The following is a 16464-nucleotide window of genomic DNA, read 5'->3' as shown; positions in this document are numbered from 1 at the left end:
CATCGCTGTCCAGGAATGAAATATATTCGCCAGTTGCGATTTCAAGCCCCGTGTTTCTGGCGACTGATACTCCTTGATTTTCTATGTTTTTAATTATTATGTTTTTGTGCTTGGTGCGAAATTCCTCAAGTATTGACAGGCTTGCATCGGTGGATCCATCGTTGATTGCGATGATTTCTATATTGTCATAATCCTGGTGGATGGCTGAGTCCAGGCATTGTGCAAGATAGGGCTCAACATTGTAGACGGGTATGATTATGCTGACTTTCTCTGGGTTCATGATGTCTTCCTTGGTTGGGTAAGTGAATGAGAGAGGTAGGGGCGACTGTTTGGCTGAATGTTGAGTCATATCGTTGTTTCGCGCAGTTCACAGAGAAGCCTTGTCGGCTTCTTCAAAATATCGCTTAATCCTTTTGAATGACTCGTCATTATTGCAAACTGAAACTCCCAGTTGGCCGAGAGTTTTTACCTTTGCCTTATTCAAAGCCTTGCCAAGAAGGTTCTTCGAGACCAAGGTGTTTTGTTTTTCCAAACCGTGCTCATGTTGAATAAAGAGAATTTCACGCATTGCCTCTGGGCATGTCAAAACAGGAGTTTTGGACCGGGCGATTATTTCGCTTATCCATAAATCATCGCTTTTCGGACAGATTTTCAAGTAGTCCTGGTTGTTCAAGAGTTTTTCTTTGATATGCTTCTTTTTAAGAATCACTCCACCTACGCCAGTGATCAAATAATCGCTATCAAGCTCGATTTCTTTTTGCGATATAGGCCAAAGCATATAAGTCTTGTGACGGCCAAAGATGTTTCGCTTGCTGATTCTGACGCGTGAGGCCACGATTTTTTCTTCATTGTGCTCCCGAAATTTGGTGACTAACAGGTTAAGCCAGTTTTCTTTGTAAATCGTATCATCGTCAGCGTAGACGATAACCTGATCTTTAGTTGCCTCGACAAGGGCAGGGAATAGCTTTCTATAGGGGCCGGTATTGGCTGTCCATCTAAACTCTATTATTTTTTTTATTTTATTCAGATCCAGCATCCAGTCCGGCGCTTTGTCTACCCCTTTATCTATGAGGTATGCCTCTTTCGAAACCCAGATCACTATTTTTTCGGGAGGGACCGACTGGTTTAAAAGTGACCATACGGTTTGTGAGCACAGGTCTAATCTGTTATGTGTGGTTGTAATATTTACGGTAATGTTGCTCATATGCTTTAGTGCTCTCTTCCAATCAGTAGGGAAGCCTTTCCGGGAGGCGTCCATATAAGGCTTTCCTTAGGGGCTTGCATCTCTGCGGTCGACGAAAACAATCGTCGACCTGCGCCAAACAGGACTGCTCTGCAAGCGCAAGACTGTCGCCGCTTCCAGGCGACGGCACCTGTAGCCCAGAAGCCTTCGAGGCCCAAATGACTGCTTGAACCCTGTCCACGACTGCTGGGCAAGATCAAAGAATCATCAGGGGTTTTCGCTGTTGGGTCGGGCGTCCTGCGGGACGACGAGGTGGATCCAGGCTGGGACTGTGTGACAACTGGCCGACTGTTCCTGCGGGTGCCGTTCGAGGATCTCCGGGCTCGGTCGGTAGCCGCTGACGGTGCGCTGCAGCAGCTCGCGGATGCGCGGAAAGTCGTCGGCGTCTAGCGCCTCGACCAGCGCCTCCAGGCGTGGTTTCAGCTCTTGCCAGGGCAGGTGCTCCTCGTGGGCGCGCATGATCCGGCTGTGGCTGGTCGGCGTCGCGCCGGCGCCGATCAGCAGTTCCTCGTAGAGCTTCTCGCCCGGCCGCAGACCGATGAAGCGGATCTCGATGTCGCCGTCCGGAGTGTTTTTCGTGCGCAGTGAAAGGCCGGACAGGCACACCATCTTTTCCGCCAGCTCGCGGATCTTCACCGGCTCGCCCATGTCCAGCACGAAGACGTCGCCGCCTTCGCCCATGGCGCCGGCCTGGATCACCAGTTGCGCCGCTTCGGGGATGGTCATGAAATAGCGGGTGATCTCCGGGTGGGTGACGGTGATCGGCCCGCCGCGGCGGATCTGCTCGCGGAACAGCGGGATCACCGAGCCGGACGAGCCCAGCACGTTGCCGAAGCGGACCATGGTGAAGCGGGTGCGGTTGGGCTGCGGCGGCAGGCCAGGCTCGTCAAACAGTTCCACCTCGCGCTCGCCGGAGAAGGCCTGCAGCACCATCTCGGCCAGGCGCTTGCTGCCGCCCATCACGTTGGTGGGGCGCACCGCCTTGTCGGTGGAGATCAGCACGAAGTTGCGTACCCCGGCGCGCACCGCCGCCTGGGCGGTGCGCAGGGTGCCGAAGGTGTTGTTGAGCACACCCTCGCTGGCGTTGAGTTCGACCAGCGGCACATGCTTGTAGGCCGCGGCGTGGTAGAGCGTATCCACTTCCCAGTGGCGCAGCGTGTCGAGCAGGCGACTGCCATGGCGGACCGAGCCGAGGACGGGCACCAGGCGCAGCGCCAGGCCGTCCTGGAGAATCCGCTGCTCCAGTTCGCCCTGGATGCTGTACAGGTTGTATTCCGAGTGATCGAAGAGGATCAACGTGGCCGGCCCGTTGACGAGGATCTGCCGGCACAGCTCCGATCCGATCGAGCCGCCGGCGCCGGTCACCATTACCACTTGGTCGCGAATACAGCGCTCCTGCAGTTCGGGCTGGGGGGGTACCGCATCGCGGCCGAGCAGGTCGGCGACGTCCACTTCCTGCAGGTCGTCCACTGTGAAGCGGCCGCAGGCCAGCTTGGCGATGCTGGGCATCGAGCGTACCGGCATCGGGTGAACCTGCAGCATCTCGAGAATCTCGCGGCGGCGGCTGCGGCTGGCGGAGGGTATCGCCAGGACAATCTCCGCGGCATCGGTTTCCTTCAGCATGCGCTGCAGCTGCTCGGGGGCATAGACCGGCAGGCCGGCGATCACCCGGCCGGCAAGGTGTGGGTCGTTGTCGATGAAGGCCACTGGGCGCAGAGCATTGCCCATGAGCAGCGCATGGGCGAGCTGGTTGCCGGCCGAGCCCGCGCCGTAGATGGCTACCCTGGGCAGGCAGTCATCGTGGCGGCGGAAGGACAGGTCGCGCAGGTTGAACCAGTCGCCGGTGAAGTACTGGCGCATGGCGATACGCAGGCCGCCGATCAGCAGCAGGCTCAGGCCCCAGTAGTTGAAGATCATCGAGCGGGGAATCAGCAGCATTGATTTGCCATGGAGGATGACGACCAGACCCAGCAGCAGCGCCGACAGGGTGACCGCCTTGGCGATGGTCAGCAGGGCCTCGTTGCCCAGATAGCGCATGACCGCGCGGTACATGCCCAGGCGCACGAAGATCGGCAGGGCGACGGCGGGTGCGGAGAGGAACAGCCAGGCATGGCCGCCGAAGGGCTGGATGAGGCTCATGTCCTCCAGGCGGATGTAGAACGCCAGCCAGAGTGCCAGCCAGACGAGCAGGACGTCCACGCTGACCTGTATGAGTCGCTTTTGGCCATGGGACAGGTTGAGCAGGCGCTGGCGAATGGGTTGAGAAGGTTCCTTGAGCTGCGATTTCATCGGACGATGGACTCCATTAAGACATGACATCCGCCGATAAGGGCAGGAATACGAAGGTAGTGTTCTGTCCCTGAGTACGTGACACAGTCCTGGATGAGTGACAGGGGCCGGCCATTGGTCTTGTAGGGGGAAATGGGCCTGAGAGGGCCGGAGTGGCCGAGGAAGTTGACGCGGATTATCCGGTGCGAACCGGTTTTTTCCGAGGTGGTGCACTGTGCCTGGCCCTAGCCGTTCTGTCCGGCGTCGTATTTCCCGGCACATGCCCGCAACAGCACCAGCAGCAGCGAGAGGTTGCCCTTGAATGCGCCGATCTTGGTCGGCACTTCATCTTTCGGGTAGCGCCTGACGGTCGGTAGTTCGATACAGTGATAGCCCAGCCTGGGCACGCGGCAGGAAAGATAGGCGAGCAGTTCGTAGCTCATGAAGACATCGCGAAACGGGGCGATCCGGGGGTCGAGCAGCATTTTCCGACTGTAGGCACGGAAGCCTTGGGTGGTATCGGTCCATCGGAACCCGGAAAACAGGCTGAGCAGTGGCGCATGCAGGAGGCGGATGGCGAAATATCGCGACCGGGGCGTGTTCTCTGCACCCCCGCCTGGGATGAACCGGGAAGCCTGAATGAAATCAACTCCTTGTTTCAGGGCCTCGACGAAGCGGGGTATCGCTTCCGGGTCATCCTTGTCGTTGCCGTCGATGGTGATAATGCCGCCATAGCCCTGGTCGAGGGCGAAAGCATAGGCACAGCGAAGCTGGGCGCTCAGCTTGCCAGGGCCGGTCTTGACCAGCAGTCCGCGCACGCCTTGCTGTTGCAGGACTTCCAGTTCCAGAGAGCCGTCGGTACTGCCGCCATCCACGATCAGCAGGTCGGCAACAGCGGTGATGTCGAGCACGGCCATTCTGGAAAGCAGGTTCTGGATTCTGGCGCCTTCATCGATGACGGGGATCACGACGCACCAGGGATGGCGTCGGCCGAGCCATAAGGGCGTTTCAAAGGCGGGAACTTGCCAATTGCTGCGGGCAGCAGCTGAGTTATCGGAAGTCATCGTCATTTCTTTCAATGAAAAGGCTTGGGGAAGCCTGCTCGGCGCGAGCGTCGACATCAGGAAGGGGTAAGGGCGTGTGCATTATTTTTCAACCGATGCTGGGAGTCGAACAGCCTGGCAATGAAGCCGACCGCGAAAAGCCCGAACGGCAGCGAAAACACCAGGGTTGCATAGCGGGGATGGAAAAAGCAGATGTCCTGGCTGGATGAAGAGTTATATGCGTTATCTTGCGTAAATCGCCATCGCTCAAGACACACGTCGATCTGGTTGACATCTTTCAGCAAAAAATGGTTTTCGGCATAAAAAATTATGCATTACTTCACCGGTGCTTTATTAAAATTTCTACTTTTCGTCTTTCAAAATTAAATTACTATTGATTGGGTCCGGCACATGGAGCACCTCATTGCTAATTGGTTCTATTTTGCTGGAAATACATTTATTTATACTTAGGTCATGCTCACCGTTTCCAGCGACAGAGATATCCAATACAGCTTCTTCAGCTCGGAAAATGTAGACTGGAAATTTAGCCTTATTCCCTTCAGGATCAATTGAGACACGGCCACCCGCATCGGCACCAAATGACAAATCATTCCTGGCCATCAAAAGATGCCTTCCCTTTTCGTGAAAGACATATTCCATCTCTACTCTGTAAAAACCAGGATCTGTGCTGCTTAGAACCAAAGAGCGACCGTCATGTCCAGGGCGGCACTCGATGCTTTTGTGTAAGCGGAGTTGATCGTTTTTTCTCCAGACGATAGTGGTTGGCGACATTTTATGCGGGGTCCAGTTACTCAATAATTCATCGTAGAACCAAAAGTTTTGACTAACACTCCAAGGCTGCCATTCTCGAGATTTTGAGCTCCGGGTCGAGATAATGACTTCCGCATCTTTAAGTTTTTCTATTGCCACTTTTCTTGTGCGGCCAAGAGCATGGATAACGGCGTCGACAGGCCAGGCAGGAAAAATCTTGCGCGTGGCACTCCATAATCCCCAGTACTCCTCTATCACATGCTTCGTATTTGTTTTTCTGACCAGGTTGATATAGTCTCGCCACTCTGAGCCAAGGTACCCTCCAAGTTCGGACACGTAAAAACGATTAGCGTCATTTTTTGCTGCAGCAAGACTGGATCTATAGGACCACCATGCATGTGTGGCAATTGAAAAAGAGATTAAAAAAGAAATAAATACAGCGGAAAGCTCAATGCTCCTCAATGATTGATTAATTGATTTGAATTTTCGCTCTGTTCTGAGATAGGCCAGTCTTAAAATTGTGAAAACTGACGTCGCCAGCCCCCAAAAACAAAATCCTCGAAAATAATAGTCGCCAAGATGACCGCCAACCGATGCCAGAATACCGCCAGCCAATAAAACAGCACCAATCCATGCAATTAGCATGTGCTCGATTCGCTTGGTTTTTATGGCGACGACAGTGGTTAGCACTATAATGGTGAGAGGAAGTATATTTCCTTTGGAGATGAGTCTATAAATTTGGTGTGGGCTAAAAATACGAGTTGATTCGCCATAGGGCCCAAAGAACCACCATTGATCTTTTGCCACATCAAGAAAATTGTATTTCAGCAAGGCCAGTGAATGACCAAGACTTATTAGTTCGAGAAAGATTATCCATGACAAGAGTGCAGAGGAAGAATAAAGCAGTGCATTTTTCAGTTTGAATTGTTTTTTTGTGATGGCGTTTGAGGCAATAAGGAGCGCGAACAATCCGGCGGACGGAATTGCAAAGTCGTTCGACCACAATAAAGCAGTCCCTGTAGTTATTCCGCTCAAGGTAAATTTTAATTTTTCTGATTTGATATTTAAAATCAAGAAATAATAAATAAGTGCCATCAGGTACGGTGCGACAGCTCTGATTGGTCGCAATGATATTCCTGGGTAAGCGGAAAAGCTAAGTGGCTGGGGTAGAGAAAATGAAAAGCAAGTCGCAATCCATATTGGTGTGGCAAAAAAAACAGAACCTGCCGCGAGAGAAGTGAAAAATGATTTTGGCCGAAAGATTAAGTGCCATATCAGTGATACCGATAGCCCTCCTAGCATTAACGTCATGAATTGCGAGGAGAAAACGCTGGCGGAAAGATGCGAGCCAAATAATTTGAAAGCGGGATATAGCGCGAGAAGAGACCCAACGCCAAGGTATGGTAAAAAGTCTTTTCCTGGAATGTGGCCGGAATCAATTCGGAATAGACCGCTAGCTGTTTGGAATGCACCATCCAAATGAGATGTTGGTACATTGATTGCTGCGGTCATGGAATAAGCAACTGACCATAGAATGAAAGACAGGATAGCGCCTATTGCCAGCCATCTGGAAAAGTCGAACACCAATTTGGATTCGCTCATCGTTCAGCTTTTCGATGACCACCCACTACGGGTGCAGTTGAATGAATAATGGCATATGGCTTTATCAGGAGCCGCGGGATATGCGCTCGCATGAGGGCATCTTTCATGTGGAGCTCATAACAAGGCGCCGGGCAGCGATCCGCTGGCGGCCTTTTCAGACCACGCGCGCCGTGATTAGCGCCACACCTGCGATGACCAGCATGATCCCGGCCCCTGTCGTCCAGTGGAAAGCCTCACGGAAGATCAGCAACGACAACAGGGCAACGGTCGCCACGGCTCCCGCGGTCAGGATTGGATGCGCAACATTCAGGGGGAGGCGGACCAGGGCTGCGGCGTAGAGCAGGAAGGTAGCCCCATAAAGTCCCAAGCCCAGCCAGAATGGCCAATTGTGCAAGGCCGCCAGGGGATCCTCGAAGGAGGGGAATTTTCGCGGAGGCATCATGGCCATCTTGACCAGAACGCTGGCGGAAGCATTGGCGACGATACCGAGTATCAGAATGAGCCACTTCATGGCCTGAGTGCACTCCCATGGTCACGGTAATGGCGAATCGCTATATTCAGGGCGCGCTCGATCGAGGCTGCGTGCGCTTCATCCTGGGTCGCCCGCATCTCGATGGTCACCACATGGCCGGGCAGGGTCCGCTCCAGGGCGTCCGCCAACCGTGGATGGTCGGCTCCTCCGTCGCCCAGCGGCAGCAGGTCGGGCTCACTGGCGTGAACATGCCCGATCAGGTCCGCGCAGTCCTGCAGCACCGTCTGGGGATCTTCGCCGTTGATGGTGAGAGCCCCCGTATCCAGTTGCATCCGCACGGCCGGGTGGGCGAGCAGCCTCACCAACTGCGCGGTTTCAGCACTGGTAATCAGGAAATTCGCGCCATAGCGGGTGGGGTTGGGCTCGAGGCAGATCGTCACGCCCTCGGCCTGGGCGATCTCGCCCAATTGCCGGAAGAACGGAATCGCCAGGTCGATGACTGCCTGGTCGCTCAACCCGCCGCGGTCCCGGTTCTTCGGTGAGCCGAACACCAGTCGCCGGGCTCCAAGACCCGCACCGATGCGGCACACGGCAGCGAGATGGCGCAGCATCGCCTTGCGAGCCTCCGGCGGGCCGAAAAGGTTCAGGCCCCGGGTGCCGAACAACAGCGCCTGCATGCCGGTAATCTCGATGCCGCGTTCGGACCACCACTGTCTGACGCGGGTAACATCCTGGTCGGTTGTCTTGCCGGGCTCGGGGAAGTACTTGCCGGGGGCGACATCGATCGCATCGATTCCCCGGTGTTGCAGCAGCCTGGCGATTGCTGGGTCTTCGTCGCGGTCCCAGGCGATGTTGGAAATGGCCAGTCTCATGCCTTCGGCTCCGCGCCGGACTCGTGGGTGGGCGGCTCGGACTGTGCATAAGTCCTGATGGCCTGCAGGCTTTCACGCGCGCTGTACTGGTAACGGCCGGTGCTGCCGAAAATCCGCGCATGGCGAGTCTGCATATCGTAGGTCGCCGGAGGGCTGGCCAAAGGATTGTCGAAAGGTGTGCCGAAGCCTTGCCGTGCAACCTCCGCCACGCTGAGCGGTTCTGCGGTGAGATGAAGCAACTCCAAACCGGCAGCAAGCGCGGTTTCGATGTCGTACCAGAGATTGACCATCGGATAGAACTGAAAAACGCTGCGGCTATCGACCGACTGGAGGTTGTTGTCATTCAAGAGGTCGAAGACAACGTTCTTGCGCAGGCGGGGACCTACGAGTCCCGGCAGGCGGACGATCAGATGCTCGGGGAAGTGATGCTCGACGAATTGCTCGAGCCGGCGGCGGTGCAGGCCATAGGGATGCAGGCCCGACTCGTCGACGGGGCTGTCCTCGTCAATGCCTGAAGGTGTTTTGAACACGTCGACGGTGCTGATCAGGACAAACCTGCGGCAGCGCACGGTTTCCAGAGGGGCAATCAGGTCCTGGATATTTCGCCGATCCGTTTCCGGGTCCCTGTTGGCGATCCATTTCTGAGCAGAAGCGCCAGCGCAAACAATGCTATCGAAGGTTTGGCCCTCGATATCCCGGATGTTTGTCGAGCGGTAACGGGAGTCGAATGAGGTCTGGACCATCAGTGTGGAGCCGACGAATCCGGAAAAGCCGATCAGTGCATTAGTCATTGCAGTAGGCCTTCACTATTTCAATGCGCTTGTCCGAAAAGAGTGGCAGAACTTTGCAGGTGCGTGTGTTCAGGTATTTCAAGAAGGAATCCCGAAGCAGGAGGCGGTCTTTAAGATCGGGAGTCGCTATTACGAAAAAGGCAAGAATCCAGCAGGGTGAAGTGCATGGTTATAATTCAATAACGCAAGGCTATCGTCGCTCTATCCAAAAAAGAGCCGGGCGTAAACCTGTTAAATAATCTCATGTTCATCGAGCCTGTCGAGTGCGTCGTAGATATTGTCTATCTTTCCGCCCAGCACGGAATAACAACCCGGCAACTCGCGGTGCTGTTCGAAAAGGATGGGCCGTCCATCATCGCTTTCATTCTTGATCAATACGGTCTTGACCTCGAATAGAGAGTCGACATGGCTGGCTTCGAACACGGCGGGTATATATCGCCCCACATCCCTGCGCATGCGATCGACCCGGGTTTCATGGTCGTACTGTCCAAGTTTCTGGTAAGGATCGATTCCTGGTTTATCGATCCAATACGAATGCGGGGTGTAGCGGACATGGCTAAGGGTATGCAGGTCGCGCGAGGGAAAGGGCATCATCGAGAAGAAAGGCCCGTCCATTACCGTGATGCCCAGCCCTTGCAGAGAGGAGGGCATCTGCATCAAGGCAATTTCCGTGATTTCCTGTTTGAGGCCGGTTTGGGTCCCCGGAAAATCGCCCTTGAACTGGTTGAGCCCGCTATAGGTGCAATTGAATACATAGCGGCAGGAGATGAGTTCCCGGGCCGCCCGGTTCGTTTCTGTGGCTACGCGGAGACTGCTGTCCATACCTCTCAATATTTCGGTAACCCGCGTCTCATAACGGATCTGCACGCCGCAGGCCTCCAGTTCGCGCTCGGCCCAACTGGCCAGCCGGGTTGCGTCGAAAGCGTATTCCTCGACCAGGAATACGTCCTCGATCAGGTGAGGTTCGAACAGCGCCCGCAGGGTCGGGGCTGCCGGCTGGATCGTGGCACCGATCTCCCGGCAGAAGCGCTCGAACTGTCTGGCGGTGACTTTCGAGTTATGACGAGCGATCGCATAGAGCTTGACGAAGTCCTGCTTCACCGCGTCCGGCCATTGGCGAACGAACCTGGGCAGATTGACCCGGCTACGATAGGCGGTCGTGAAGCTGCGTGGATAGTGATAGCCGTTATGCACCCGGGCCTGATTGTTATAAGAGGCGCGCATGAACAGTGCTGGCTCACGCTCGATCAGGGCAATGCGTTTGAGCCCACGCTGCCTGGCCAGGTAAATGGCAATGACGGACCCATAGAACCCGCCACCGATCACAATGGCATCTTGATCTGGAGCTGAAGTGGGCATCGAAAGGCTTGCTCGATATCAGTGGGGCCTGGCGTCTTTCATCGACTACGACACCGTTTCTTCGACATTCAGCCTCTCACGCCGCACCATGCGGACACTGGTGAACTCCTGGCTTACACAAAAGAGAGGGCCTTCATTCGACAGGCTGGCCATGGTCAGGATGTACTCGCCCAATACCAGCAGGACGAGGGAAATCAGGAAAAACATGCCGGATTGCTGGAGCGAGACGCTGATCCAGCCGGGAGCGATGTCGGCCTTCAAAAGGCCGACTGCGATCACATAGAGGGAGTACAAGAGATTGGCGATGGCCCCGAACAGGGAAAGCGAGGTCACCAGACGCATGGGTGCATGCGTTGTCGAAACCAGTAGCCGCATGCCCCGGTCGATGCTGTCGAACAGATGCTTGCTGGCCTGCCCCTTGGGTGGCGCGCTGTAGCTGAGATTGGCGCGTGTGAACCCTCCGCTGGCGGGAAGATGGCGGTAGGTGACGGCGGGCTGTGGATGCTGAAGGATGAAGTTGACGACTCGCTTGCTGAGGATGCGGTACTGGGGTGCCTCCCTGGCCAGGTGGATGCCGTTGAACCAGCGGTAGAGGGTGTTGAAGACCGCGTAGGCCATCCGATAGGCCAGGCCCTGTTCGGGCTTCTGCTGATTGCTGGCGAAGACCACCTCGGCGCCGTTTACCGCACGCTCGAGCATGGCCGGCAGAAAGCTGATGTCGTCGCTCAACGGATCGATGACGGCGATATAGTCACCCAGGGCATTCTCCAGGCCGACCCAGGATGCGGTATCCGCGTCCACCTCCTTGTTCAGGACATAGACTTGCAAGTTGGCCAGTCCATTTTCGCCGGTGAGCCGCTGGAGGACCGCCATGCTGTCGTCATGGGAGGCGTTATCGATGATGACCAGCTCATAATCGCTGGTGATCGCGGCGACTTCATCGGCTGTGTCCGTCAGCAGCTTTTCCAGGCACTGCGCCTGGTTGCGCATGACGAAAACCACAGTCAGGAAGACAGGGAAAAACATCGCTCGAAACCCTCCAGTACTTGGATGACAGGCCGCAGGCGCGGAGCCGGCCCGTTGTGACGCCGACTGGCTCAGCGGGCCGCTTCGTCCATCACCGCGCCCAGCACTGTGCAGGTCCGCTCGATCTCTGCGGTGCTCAGCGTGGGATGGACGAGGAACATCAGGCTGGTCTCGCCCAGCTCGCGGGCTACCGGCAGACGTTCGGCCGGGTGCCAGCCGGTGCCGTCGAAGGCCCGCTCCCGGTATACCTCGGCGCAGCTGCCGGAGAAGCAGGGGACCCCGCGCGCGACGATCTCGCCGAGGATGCGCTCGCGGTCCCAGCCGGTTTTCAGCTGCCGCGGCTCGACGAACAGGTAGCACTTGTAGGCGGCATGCTCGATGTCCGCCGGCAGTTTCGGCACGCGCAGACCCGGCAGGCGCCGTGCGTTGCTCCAGATGCGTTCGGCGTTGGCCAGCCGCCGGGCATGCCAGTCGGGCATGCGGCGCAGCTGGATGCGGCCGAGCGCCGCCTGGATTTCCATCATTCGCCCGTTGCCGCCGAAACTTTCGTGCAGCCAGCGAAAGCCCGGCGTATGGCGGCGCGAGTAGACCGCCTCCCAGCTCTTGCCGTGATCCTTGAGCGACCACATCTTCGACCACAGCGCCCGATCGTTGGTAGTGACCATGCCGCCCTCGCCACCAGTGCTGATGATCTTGTCCTGGCAGAACGACCAGGCGCCGACATGCCCGATGCTGCCGACAGAACGGCCCCGGTAGTGCGCGCCGTGGGCCTGGGCGCAGTCCTCGATCACCTTGAGGCCATAGGCTTCGGCCAGCGCCATGATCGGCTGCAGGTCGCAGGGCCAGCCGGCCAGGTGCACGCAGAGCAGCGCCCGGGTGCGTGGCGTCAGCACCGCGCGGATGCTCTCGGCGGTGATGTTCTGCGAGTCGCGGTCGACCTCGGCGAACAGCGGTACGGCGCCGGCATTGACGATGCTGGAGGCCGAGGCGAAGAAGGTGCGCGGCGTCACCACCACCTCGTCGCCCGGGCCGATGCCCAGGGCCCTGAGCGCCACATCCAGGGCCACGGTGCCGTTGGCCAGGGCGACGGCATGGGCGCAGCCGGTCCAGGCGGCGAACTCCTGCTCGAATTCGTGGCATTCCTGACCGGTCCAGTAGTTGACCCGGTTGGAGAGGAGCACCGCGCGCACGGCGTCGGCCTCTTCCTCGGTGAAGCTGGGCCAGGGGGAGAAGGGGCTGTCCTGCATCGTCGAAAACCCTCCAGGGCAATCGCGCCATATCGACAGGCTCGGTGGCGCACCACCCTTGTGGGAGCGGCCTTGGCTGCTATGACCAGGCTGACCCGCCCGGCGTGGCCAAGGCGACTCCCACGAGTCCGTTTTACGATAACCCGCCTGCCGCACTACCTGGATTTCCATAGAGCGCGATTGCCCTGGGGAAACTTGCGTTCAGACCGGACGGGCCGGGATACCGACCACCGTGGTGCCGTCCGGCACGTCGGCCACCACCGCCGCTCCAGCGCCGACCATCACGCGCCGGCCGAGACGCAGCGACTGGCGCACGCTGGCGCCGATGCCGATCCAGCTCAGGTCACCCAGCTGCACGCCGCCGGCCAGGCGCGCGCCGGGACTGACATGCACCGCCTCGCCCAGCCGGCAGTCGTGATCGACGCTGCAGCCGGTGTTGAGAATGGCGCCCAGGCCCACCTGGGCGCCGACGTTCAGCACTGCGCCGGCGAAGACCACCGAGCCGGCGCCGAGCCGCGCATGGGGGCTGACTGTCGCCGCCGGGTGGATCAGGGTCGTCAGCGGCGCCCCGGCATCGCGCAGGCGCCGCAGCTTGTCCTGGCGGATGCGGTTGTCACCGATCGCCACCAGCACCCCGTCGAAAGCGGCCAGGGTGTCGAACAGCACTGCGCTATTGCCGATCACCAGCCAGGGGCCGTTGTGCTGGCGCTTCGGCCAGGCATCGTCGAAGAACACCACCGAGCGCCAGCCGCAGCGCTCGGCGGCATCCGCCACCACCTTGCCGTGACCGCTGGCGCCGAGAATGGCCAGTCTTTTCATGACTTGCTCCCAGTGAACCTGGCCATGGTTGCCTCGCCCTCGGCATTGATCCCCTCGCGCGCCAGCACCCGCTTCAGGGTCAGCAGGAGGATCTGCAGGTCGAGGCGAAACGAGCGGTGGTCCACATACCAGACATCCAGACGGAACTTCTCCTCCCAGCTTAGGGCATTGCGGCCGTTGACCTGCGCCCAGCCGGTGATGCCGGGGCGGACCGCGTGGCGGCGGGCCTGTTCCGGGGTGTAGAGCGGCAGATACTCCATCAGTAGGGGGCGCGGGCCGACCAGGCTCATGTCGCCCCGAAGGACATTCCACAGCTCCGGCAACTCATCTAGGCTGGTTGCACGCAGGAAGTTGCCGAACGGCGTCAGGCGCTCGGCGTCGGGCAGCGGATGGCCGTTGCCGTCCAGCGCCTCGCGCATGCTGCGGAACTTGAGCAGCTCGAACGGCCGGCCGTGCAGGCCAGGACGCGTCTGGCGAAACAGCACCGGTGCGCCGATCCGCCGGCTGACCAGCCAGGCCAGCACCAGGAAGGCCGGGGCGAGCAGCAGCAGCCCGCCGGCGGCGGCGAAGATGTCGAGCAGACGCTTGGGCATCAGAGTCCCATCTCCTGCAGCAGCAGGGCATTGATCCGCTGCACGTCGTATTTCTCCTCGGCCAACTGCCGCGAGCGGGCCCCCATGCGTATGGCCAGGGCCGGCTCCTCGATGAAGCGCTGCATGGCGCGGGCCAGTTCGTCTACCGCCTTCACCGGCACGCGAAAGCCGTTGTCGCCGTCCACCACCGTCTCTCGACAGCCGGGGGCGTCGGTGGTGATCACCGCGCGGCCCATGGCCATCGCTTCCAGCACTGTGCGCGGCGTTCCCTCGCGGTAAGAGGGCAGAACGTACACGCTGCAGGCGGCGATCGCCGGACGCACGTCGTCCAGGCGGCCGAGGTAACGCAGCGTGCCGTCGGCCACCCAGGCGTCCAGCTCTGCCTGGCCGATGGCGTCGGGGTTGTCGTCGATCCAGCCGACCAGCGCGAAGATCGCCGCAGGACAGCGGTTTTTCACCCGTCGCGCCGCCGCGGCATATTCGCGTACGCCCTTGTCGCCCAGCAGCCGGGCGATCAGCAGGAAGTGCGGCCTTGCCGACACGGGCGCGACGGGATATTCGGTCAGGTCTACGCCGGAGCCGTTGACCACGCAGGAGGGGGTCGCCGGGTCGAGGATGCCCTGCACTTGGAACAGGGCCTGGTCGTCCGGGTTCTGGAAGAACACCTTGTGGGTACGGCGCAGGGCCAGTGCGTAGAGGCGCGGCACCAGGGCGTGCAGCAGGCCACGGTAGCCACGCTCCTGCGCCTCGCCGAGGAAGGCGTAGCCCAGCCCGGTGATCAGCGCGAAACGTTGCGGCACTCCGGCCAGCGCGGCCGCCAGCGAGCCGTAGATCACCGGCTTGGCGGTGTAGCCGAGGACATGGGTCGGCCGGATGCGCCGCTTCAGCCGCCAGAGATGCAGCAGGGTGGCGCAGTCCTGCAGCGGGTTCATGCCGGTGCGCCATAGCGGAATGTCGTGCACCCGCAGGCCGCGCTCCTCCAGGCTCCGGCGCAGGGGGCATCCCGGCGCCAGTTGCGGCGCCGCCACGTGCACCTCCAGGCCACGGGCGAGCAAGGCCTCCAGCAGCGGGCCGCGAAATGCCAGGAGCGAATCGGCGAAGCCAGCGACGAGCAGGAAGATCATGGCTTGTGCCTTTGCCCGGGGTGTCCGGGTCGGATGCCGTAGCGTTGGTAGATCCTCATGACCGGCGTCAGCGGGGGGTTCGTCGGGTGCGGCTGCGGGCGCGCTGTGCCGATCGCCGAGAGGAACAGGAGGATCAGCATGGGTGCGAACATCCATTTCTGGCGCAGGGCGATGCCCAGGTTGGCCGTGGTCATGGCCAGCACCAGCCAGGCGATCAGGGCATAGCTCCAGAGAAAGATGCGGTTTTCCGAGTATCGCCGGCCGGCGGGGCGGCGCAGCATGGCTCGTCCGCCCATGACGAACAGATAGAGCAAAATCACATTGTCGAGGGCGGCGGCCAGAGCGAAAAGGTTGTGCGCCTCGAACGGCAACGGGCGGAACAGGTAGGTGAACAGCTGCATGGGCAGGCTCATGGAGGAGATGTCCACCGCGCCGCCGCCCTGCATGTTCCGCTCCTGGCGACCTTCCACGTAGTTCATTAGCGATTCGGCATCGGTGCCTTTCACCCCGGCATACTCCAGCCCGAAGGGCACCAGGGCTGCGGCCACGGCGACGGCGACACCGCCCAGCAGCACCCTCCTGAGCACGGAGGCACCGGGTTGCAGCAGCAGGGCCAGGCTCAGCCCCATGATCAGCATGCCCGCCATGTGCGGGCGGACCAGCAGCATGGTGGCGATGGCGATTCCGATCAGGGGGATGCGCCGCTGCAGGTCCAGCGCCGCCCACAGGGCGAAGCCGGTGGCGAGGAAGGACAGGGCGTCCTTGCCGATGCCTGAGGACCAGAAGCTCACCGAGGGCAGGAACACGATGAGGATGGCCAGCCGGCGGAGCGTGCGCGATTTGCCCTGGGTGACGGCGCGCAGACTGGCGTCGAAGGCCAGCAGGCCGAGGCCGCCGAAGATGTTATAGACCAGGAAGATGCCGAGCAGGGACAGCCCCAGCCCCTCGATCAGCAGGCGGGTCAGGAAAAGGACCCCATAGGTGCCAACCTGGAATTCGCGCGCACTACCCTGGGCTGTGAGGTAGTAGCCGATCGCATCGCCGCCATAGGTCAGGGTGTACCAGGCATAGACCAGGCAGAACAGCGTGTGCCAGCTATAGAGAGCCAGGCTGCGGCTGGTGCTGGTCTTGAAATAGTGTCTGGCCCAGGTGATGAGGAGCGCTCCGGCGAGAAAGACCAGGATGGCGCCGATGACGTGCCAGGTGGAGGAGACCAGTGCCATGGGTATCCCTC

The 16464-nt window shown here is 59.4% G+C and carries 16 protein-coding genes; all 16 read right to left on the bottom strand.

What is annotated here, in order from left to right; genetic code table 11:
• Nucleotides 1–280: glycosyltransferase family 2 protein (locus ACYVD0_RS05460; protein WP_460425867.1), on the bottom strand; the 280-nt coding region annotated here is incomplete at its 3' end.
• An 87-nt stretch (nucleotides 281–367) separates the two neighbouring features.
• Complete coding sequence (locus ACYVD0_RS05455) at nucleotides 368–1258, bottom strand: glycosyltransferase family protein (protein ID WP_460425866.1); 891 nt, start codon at nucleotides 1256–1258, stop codon at nucleotides 368–370.
• 192 nt (nucleotides 1259–1450) lie between these two features.
• The gene (locus tag ACYVD0_RS05450) at nucleotides 1451–3532 is read right to left on the bottom strand and encodes a polysaccharide biosynthesis protein (protein ID WP_460425865.1); all 2082 of its coding nucleotides are present in this window, start codon (nucleotides 3530–3532) and stop codon (nucleotides 1451–1453) included.
• Between the two features lie 224 nt (nucleotides 3533–3756).
• Nucleotides 3757–4575, bottom strand: coding sequence for a glycosyltransferase family 2 protein (locus ACYVD0_RS05445; RefSeq protein ID WP_460425864.1), 819 nt, complete (start codon nucleotides 4573–4575; stop codon nucleotides 3757–3759).
• A gap of 56 nt (nucleotides 4576–4631) precedes the next feature.
• A complete protein-coding gene (locus tag ACYVD0_RS05440) occupies nucleotides 4632–4859 on the bottom strand; it encodes a hypothetical protein (RefSeq protein WP_460425863.1) in 228 nt (75 codons plus the stop codon).
• Nucleotides 4860–4917: 58 nt separating this feature from the next.
• A complete protein-coding gene (locus tag ACYVD0_RS05435; protein WP_460425862.1) occupies nucleotides 4918–6927 on the bottom strand; it encodes a hypothetical protein in 2010 nt (669 codons plus the stop codon).
• A gap of 154 nt (nucleotides 6928–7081) precedes the next feature.
• Nucleotides 7082–7438 (bottom strand): DMT family transporter, encoded by a 357-nt coding sequence (locus ACYVD0_RS05430; protein WP_460425861.1) that lies wholly within the window; start codon nucleotides 7436–7438, stop codon nucleotides 7082–7084.
• Complete coding sequence (locus tag ACYVD0_RS05425) at nucleotides 7435–8271, bottom strand: sugar phosphate isomerase/epimerase family protein (RefSeq protein ID WP_460425860.1); 837 nt, start codon at nucleotides 8269–8271, stop codon at nucleotides 7435–7437. The genes ACYVD0_RS05430 and ACYVD0_RS05425 overlap by 4 nt, the downstream gene beginning before the upstream one ends.
• Nucleotides 8268–9062, bottom strand: a complete 795-nt coding sequence (locus ACYVD0_RS05420) for an NAD-dependent epimerase/dehydratase family protein (RefSeq protein WP_460425859.1) — start codon at nucleotides 9060–9062, stop codon at nucleotides 8268–8270. The genes ACYVD0_RS05425 and ACYVD0_RS05420 overlap by 4 nt, the downstream gene beginning before the upstream one ends.
• A 231-nt stretch (nucleotides 9063–9293) precedes the next feature.
• On the bottom strand, nucleotides 9294–10421 hold the full coding sequence (locus tag ACYVD0_RS05415) for an FAD-dependent oxidoreductase (protein WP_460425858.1): 1128 nt from the start codon (nucleotides 10419–10421) through the stop codon (nucleotides 9294–9296).
• Nucleotides 10422–10466: 45 nt separating this feature from the next.
• Nucleotides 10467–11447 carry a glycosyltransferase family protein gene (locus ACYVD0_RS05410; RefSeq protein WP_460425857.1) on the bottom strand — a complete coding sequence of 327 codons (981 nt, stop codon included), beginning with the start codon at nucleotides 11445–11447 and terminating at the stop codon, nucleotides 10467–10469.
• A 71-nt stretch (nucleotides 11448–11518) separates the two neighbouring features.
• On the bottom strand, nucleotides 11519–12694 hold the full coding sequence (locus ACYVD0_RS05405) for a DegT/DnrJ/EryC1/StrS family aminotransferase (protein WP_460425856.1): 1176 nt from the start codon (nucleotides 12692–12694) through the stop codon (nucleotides 11519–11521).
• 201 nt (nucleotides 12695–12895) lie between these two features.
• Nucleotides 12896–13513 carry an acetyltransferase gene (locus ACYVD0_RS05400; protein ID WP_460425855.1) on the bottom strand — a complete coding sequence of 206 codons (618 nt, stop codon included), beginning with the start codon at nucleotides 13511–13513 and terminating at the stop codon, nucleotides 12896–12898.
• Entirely contained in the window at nucleotides 13510–14106 is a 597-nt protein-coding gene (locus ACYVD0_RS05395) for a sugar transferase (protein WP_460425854.1), read from the bottom strand. Before ACYVD0_RS05395 ends, ACYVD0_RS05400 begins: the two co-directional genes overlap by 4 nt.
• The gene (locus ACYVD0_RS05390; RefSeq protein ID WP_460425853.1) at nucleotides 14106–15230 is read right to left on the bottom strand and encodes a glycosyltransferase family 4 protein; all 1125 of its coding nucleotides are present in this window, start codon (nucleotides 15228–15230) and stop codon (nucleotides 14106–14108) included. The genes ACYVD0_RS05395 and ACYVD0_RS05390 overlap by 1 nt, the downstream gene beginning before the upstream one ends.
• The gene (locus ACYVD0_RS05385) at nucleotides 15227–16453 is read right to left on the bottom strand and encodes a hypothetical protein (protein ID WP_460425852.1); all 1227 of its coding nucleotides are present in this window, start codon (nucleotides 16451–16453) and stop codon (nucleotides 15227–15229) included. The genes ACYVD0_RS05390 and ACYVD0_RS05385 overlap by 4 nt, the downstream gene beginning before the upstream one ends.
• Nucleotides 16454–16464 lie beyond the last annotated feature (11 nt).

The organism is Azotobacter armeniacus, assembly GCF_054779355.1.
Note: the sequence above shows the minus strand (reverse complement) of the source record. Positions and strands in the feature narration are given on the sequence as shown.